Genomic DNA, 4859 nt, shown 5'->3' with positions numbered 1-4859 from the left:
GTCTTTGGCTTGCCGTAAGAGGTAGAGTCTGCCGGCTCCCACGGGAAGTGTTAGATTGATTCCAGTTGCCGAGGGACCAATGGCCGATTTCAAGAAAATTCGCGCACGCGCCGCAAAACGCAAGGGCGGCGAAGAGGAACTGACGTCGCTGCTGGGTCCGGCGCCTGACAATGCCGCCGTGGCTGACATCGCCGATGACCGCATTCTCTCTGTTATGGCCGAACGCGTCTTCGCCGCCGGTTTCGTCTGGCGCGTCATCGAGCAGAAATGGCCGGGCTTCGAGGAGGCGTTTCTGCGCTTCGAGCCGAAGCGGCTGCTGTTCCAGCCCGATGATTTCTGGCACGATCTGACGGCCGCCCAGCGCATCGTGCGCAACCCGCAGAAGATCAGATCCGTGCGCGACAACGCCGCCTTCGTCGAGCGCGTGTCGAAGGAATATGGCGGCTTCGGCCAATTCCTCGCAAACTGGCCGGCGGACGACCAGGTCGGGCTGATGGCCTGGCTCGGCAAGCATGGCAGCCGGTTGGGCGGCAATACGGGCCAGTATTTCCTGCGCTGGCTGGGTTGGGATGCGTTCGTCATCTCGGGCGATATGGCCGCGGCGTTGCGCGACGCCGGCCTCGACATCGCCGAAAGCCCGACCTCGAAGAGGGACCTCGACAAGATCCAGGCACAGATCAACCAGTGGGTGGTGCAGACAGGCCTGCCGCGCCGGCATATTTCACGCATCTTGGCGATGTCGATCGGCGAGAATCATTCGCCGCAAGCGTTGCGCGAATATATGGGCGACGATTGATACCTGGTCGTCTCGCCACGATTGAAGCACGTCGATCGGTCCGCACACGATTGACGTATGTCAATCGGTCCGAATTGGTCCAAACGAACGCCATTGCCCGGGCAATTTTGCCGCGCTAAGTCAGCAGGCATGACCAAGAAGCTCGACATCCTGCGCATCGCCGTCGCCCAGCTCAATCCGACTGTCGGCGACATATCAGGCAATCTCGCCAAGGCCCGCGAGGCGAGGGCGGATGCCGCACGCCAAGGCGCCGATCTCGTGCTCTATACCGAGCTTTTCCTCGCCGGCTACCCGCCGGAGGATCTGGTGCTGAAGCCGGCCTTTTTGAAAGCCTGCGAAAAGACGGCACAGGACTTTGCCGCCGACACCGCGGATGGCGGTCCCGGCGTCATCATCGGCACGCCGTTGAAGCGCAAGAGCGGCACGCACAATTCGATCGTCTTCGCCGATGGCGGCAAGATCATCGCCGAACGCTACAAGCTCGATCTGCCGAACTACGGCGAGTTCGACGAGAAGCGCGTCTTCCAGGCCGGACCCGAGATCCAGGGGCCGGTCAATTTCCGCGGCGTGCGCATCGGAGTTCCGATCTGCGAGGACATCTGGGGCGACGTCGATATCTGCGAGTCGCTGGCCGAAAGCGGGGCGGAAATCCTGCTGGTGCCGAACGGCTCGCCCTATTATCGCGCCAAGATCGATGTCCGCCACCAGGTCGTCATCCGCCAGGTCATCGAATGCGGGCTGCCGATGATCTATGCCAACCAGCTTGGCGGGCAGGACGAGTTGATCTTCGACGGCGCGTCGTTTGCCATTGGCGCCGACAAGACGCTTGCCTTCCAGATGAGCCAGTTCGAGGAAGCGGTCGACATCACCACCTGGAAAAGACAAGGGGATCACTGGGTCTGCTCGGAAGGGCCGATGTCGAAAATCCCGGACCGGGAGGAGGCCGACTATCGCGCCTGCATGTTGGGCCTGCGCGACTACGTCAACAAGAACGGCTTCAAGAATGTGGTGCTTGGTCTGTCCGGCGGCATCGATTCGGCGATCTGCGCGGCGCTTGCCGTCGATGCGCTCGGCGAGGAACGCCTGCGCGCCGTCATGATGCCCTATCGCTACACCTCGAAGGACTCGCTGAAGGATGCCGAGGATTGCGCCCGGGCGCTCGGCTGCCGCTATGACATCGTGCCGATCTTCGAGCCGGTCGAAGGGTTTCTGCACGCGCTGACGCAGATATTCGAAGGCACCAAGGAAGGCATCACCGAGGAGAATTTGCAGAGCCGCGCGCGCGGCACCATCCTGATGGCGATCTCCAACAAGTTCGGCTCGATGGTTGTCACCACGGGCAACAAGAGCGAGATGTCGGTTGGCTACGCCACGCTCTATGGCGACATGAATGGCGGCTTCAATCCGATCAAGGACCTTTACAAGATGCAGGTCTACGCGCTGTCGCGCTGGCGCAACAGCCACGTGCCGCCGGGCGCGCTCGGGCCCTCGGGCGAGGTGATCCCGAAAAACATCATCGACAAGGCGCCATCGGCGGAATTGCGCGAGAACCAGACCGACCAGGATTCGCTGCCGCCCTATCCGGTGCTGGACGACATCCTCGAATGCCTGGTGGAAAATGAGATGGGTGTCGACGACATCGTCGCGCGCGGCCATGACCGGGCGACGGTGACGCGCATCGAGCATCTGCTCTACATCGCAGAATACAAGCGAAGGCAGGCCGCGCCGGGCGTGAAGATCACCAAAAAGAATTTTGGTCGCGACCGCCGCTATCCCATCACCAACCGGTTCAGGGATCGCGGCTGATAGTCTGATTTCATTGACTCCAGCTTCCCTCTTTCTCGGCTTTCGCGAGTGATAACATGGGATCAGTCCCGTTGTTCGAGGGCAAAGTTCACCACAACCTGAGCCTGCGGCGTAGGGACATGGAATTTTTCCGAAAGCTCCGATGCAAGTTCGTCGCCACGCGACGCCCACAGATCATGGAAGTCTACGACAGTAGCGCCGATTAACTCACCACTGCGGTCGTAGCGCCAAACGATACCTGACTTGTCCTCGATGCCGCGAGCGGCAACGTCCCTCCGACGGCTTATGTAGAGCACGTCGGAATCGGCATCATAAACGACCTCGAAAGCGCTAATCCTGCTCATCTGGCCTCCGATACACCAACTCTCGGTCGCCGGTCGTCTCTGCGAAGTAGAATGTTTTAACACGACCTGATGTTCCATCACCTACCAATTTCACAGGCAACCTAAGAGGGTCGCCTGTGGCATTGGTGCTCTCTGTATCAACGAAAACCACTGAATTTCCGTAACTTTTTTCGACATGGGTTGGATTGCTGATCGCTGAACCCACTGCGATCTCGATAGAAGGCAGTTCGACCGGCACTTCAGGGTGCTCGGTCTTAACATGTTCGATGGTGCTTTCGTAAAGTCTGACTTCCTTCAGTCCCGGCACTGCATCGGTCGAGATGACCTTGTAGCCGGTCACTTCTTTTTTCTCGCACCCTCGGCGGCGATCCGCCGTGTATAGGCGGTCTGAATCTCGCCCCATTCCGCTTCGTATTCGGCAAGTTGCCGAGCAAGGATTGTCTGCAGGTCTTTCGCCGTTCCGGGGCTTAGATGAACGACGGCCGCTGGCAGCATCATCCCTGCATGTGTATTTTTTGCGATGACGGGCACCTGCCTAGCAAAGATAACGCTGATGTCGGTGCTACTGACAAAAAGCTGGACGCTGGCGCCGTAGAACTCCGGTGTATTGAGGTGCGTAACGTCTGCTGCCGCAACTTCAACGGCCCCCTCTATCTCATCCGATAGTCTGGTCGCCTTTGCCGGCCTTGTCGGCGGCTTTGCCGGCCTTGTCGCACTTGCTGCTTTTGCCATTTTACTTTGCCCCGCCCCTTTGTTCTTAGGCAGTCACCTTATCTTATTGGAATTGCCAAGCAAGAGGCGGGGATGGTCGGGCTCGAACCGACGACCCCTCGCTTCTTAGACGAGTGCGCTACCAACTGCGCTACACCCTGATAGACGGTTTCCCGTCCAGCGCGGAAATGGGGATCGACTCGACCACTTTCAAGTCACATGTTCGAAGGGGATAGTCGCGAAACAAATGTCATTTGGACGGTAAAGCCATGCCCGACTGTGAAATCAGCTTCGACATGTCACGGATCGATTTCCGCGCGACATCGGACCTGTTGATGGCAAGCTATTGGGGCGCCGGACGCACTGATGAAGTCCATCGCCGCGCCTTTGCCAATTCGCTTTGCGTCGGCGCCTATGTCGACGGCAGGCAAGTCGGCTTCGGCCGCGCGATCACCGACCGCACGGTGTTCGCCTATCTCGCCGACATCATCATCTGGCCCGGGCATCGCGGGCAAGGCATCGGTAGCCGGCTCGTCCAGGCCCTTATCGATCATCCTGAAGTCAGGACTGTTTTCCACTGGAGCCTGTCGACCAGCGACGCACACGGCGTCTATGAGAAGCTTGGGTTCAAGCCATCGACCGATGGCCGCTACATGCGCTTGGATCGCATTCCTGAATGAGGCGCGCGGCTTGCTCCGTTGTTGCAAAATAATCGCAGTGGTTGGACCAGATACACTTTTGGCGTGAACTCGTCTTGGCGATGCATCGGAGCGTCTCTATAAGGACACCTCCGCAATTGTCTTGCGGGAGGTCCGAATGGCAGTATTTCACATGGTAATGCGAGGCCGCGAAGCCTAGGTCTCATCCGGCGCTCCGCGAAGGTTCCCCTTCGTGCCGATGCCGGACCGAGCACAGGCTTATGCCGATGCCGATCGCCGCCCGATTTGGGCGATACGCCAAATATGCCACTCCGCTTCCGGGCACTCATTGGCTCCTTGCGCGGCTTCTTCAATTTTCGACTTACTGGGATCGGGCTCGTTTGTGCCCGAATGACATCATGGCTCGTTTTAAGATCGATTTGCGCGCGAGCGCCTTTCGCAGCGTTCTTGGCTTCACGCTTACCCATTGGCGGCGCCAGCCTTGGCGGCTCTCGCTCATCATGGGCAGCTTCCTGCTGTCGACGCTGGCCGATGTGCTGACGC

Annotated in this window: 6 protein-coding genes and 1 tRNA gene; 3 read left to right on the top strand and 4 right to left on the bottom strand. The window is 59.4% G+C overall.

All coding sequences use genetic code 11. The features are described 5' to 3' along the window. The first annotated feature begins 79 nt into the window (after positions 1-79). Together EN906_RS23220 and EN906_RS23215 are read left to right on the top strand one after the other, a co-directional pair. A complete protein-coding gene (locus EN906_RS23220) occupies positions 80-796 on the top strand; it encodes a DNA-3-methyladenine glycosylase I (protein WP_127375403.1) in 717 nt (238 codons plus the stop codon). Positions 797-925: 129 nt separating this feature from the next. After that, positions 926-2602, top strand: coding sequence for an NAD+ synthase (locus EN906_RS23215; RefSeq protein WP_127268643.1), 1677 nt, complete (start codon positions 926-928; stop codon positions 2600-2602). 62 nt (positions 2603-2664) lie between these two features. Here EN906_RS23215 and EN906_RS23210 read toward each other — a convergent pair whose 3' ends face one another. The 4 genes from EN906_RS23210 to EN906_RS23195 form a co-directional block, all read right to left on the bottom strand. Beyond that, positions 2665-2946, bottom strand: coding sequence for a DUF2283 domain-containing protein (locus tag EN906_RS23210; RefSeq protein WP_164748895.1), 282 nt, complete (start codon positions 2944-2946; stop codon positions 2665-2667). Then, on the bottom strand, positions 2933-3286 hold the full coding sequence (locus EN906_RS23205; protein WP_127268641.1) for a hypothetical protein: 354 nt from the start codon (positions 3284-3286) through the stop codon (positions 2933-2935). The genes EN906_RS23210 and EN906_RS23205 overlap by 14 nt, the downstream gene beginning before the upstream one ends. Then, the gene (locus EN906_RS23200; RefSeq protein WP_127268640.1) at positions 3283-3678 is read right to left on the bottom strand and encodes a hypothetical protein; all 396 of its coding nucleotides are present in this window, start codon (positions 3676-3678) and stop codon (positions 3283-3285) included. Before EN906_RS23200 ends, EN906_RS23205 begins: the two co-directional genes overlap by 4 nt. Positions 3679-3745: 67 nt before the next feature. Beyond that, positions 3746-3816 (bottom strand) — tRNA-Leu (locus EN906_RS23195). 110 nt (positions 3817-3926) lie between these two features. Here EN906_RS23195 and EN906_RS23190 point away from each other — a divergent pair. Next, positions 3927-4337, top strand: a complete 411-nt coding sequence (locus EN906_RS23190) for a GNAT family N-acetyltransferase (RefSeq protein WP_127268639.1) — start codon at positions 3927-3929, stop codon at positions 4335-4337. Positions 4338-4859 lie beyond the last annotated feature (522 nt).

Source organism: Mesorhizobium sp. M7A.F.Ca.CA.004.06.1.1 (genome assembly GCF_003999135.1).
Lineage (GTDB): Bacteria > Pseudomonadota > Alphaproteobacteria > Rhizobiales > Rhizobiaceae > Mesorhizobium.
Note: the sequence above shows the minus strand (reverse complement) of the source record. Positions and strands in the feature narration are given on the sequence as shown.

Bases quoted from the DNA above. Each gene is read 5' to 3' on its own strand.
- EN906_RS23220 (WP_127375403.1), top strand. From the start codon at position 80: ATGGCCGATTTCAAGAAAATTCGCGCACGCGCCGCAAAACGCAAGGGC.
- EN906_RS23215 (WP_127268643.1), top strand. From the start codon at position 926: ATGACCAAGAAGCTCGACATCCTGCGCATCGCCGTCGCCCAGCTCAAT.
- EN906_RS23210 (WP_164748895.1), bottom strand. From the start codon at position 2,946: ATGAGCAGGATTAGCGCTTTCGAGGTCGTTTATGATGCCGATTCCGAC.
- EN906_RS23200 (WP_127268640.1), bottom strand. From the start codon at position 3,678: ATGGCAAAAGCAGCAAGTGCGACAAGGCCGGCAAAGCCGCCGACAAGG.
- EN906_RS23190 (WP_127268639.1), top strand. From the start codon at position 3,927: ATGCCCGACTGTGAAATCAGCTTCGACATGTCACGGATCGATTTCCGC.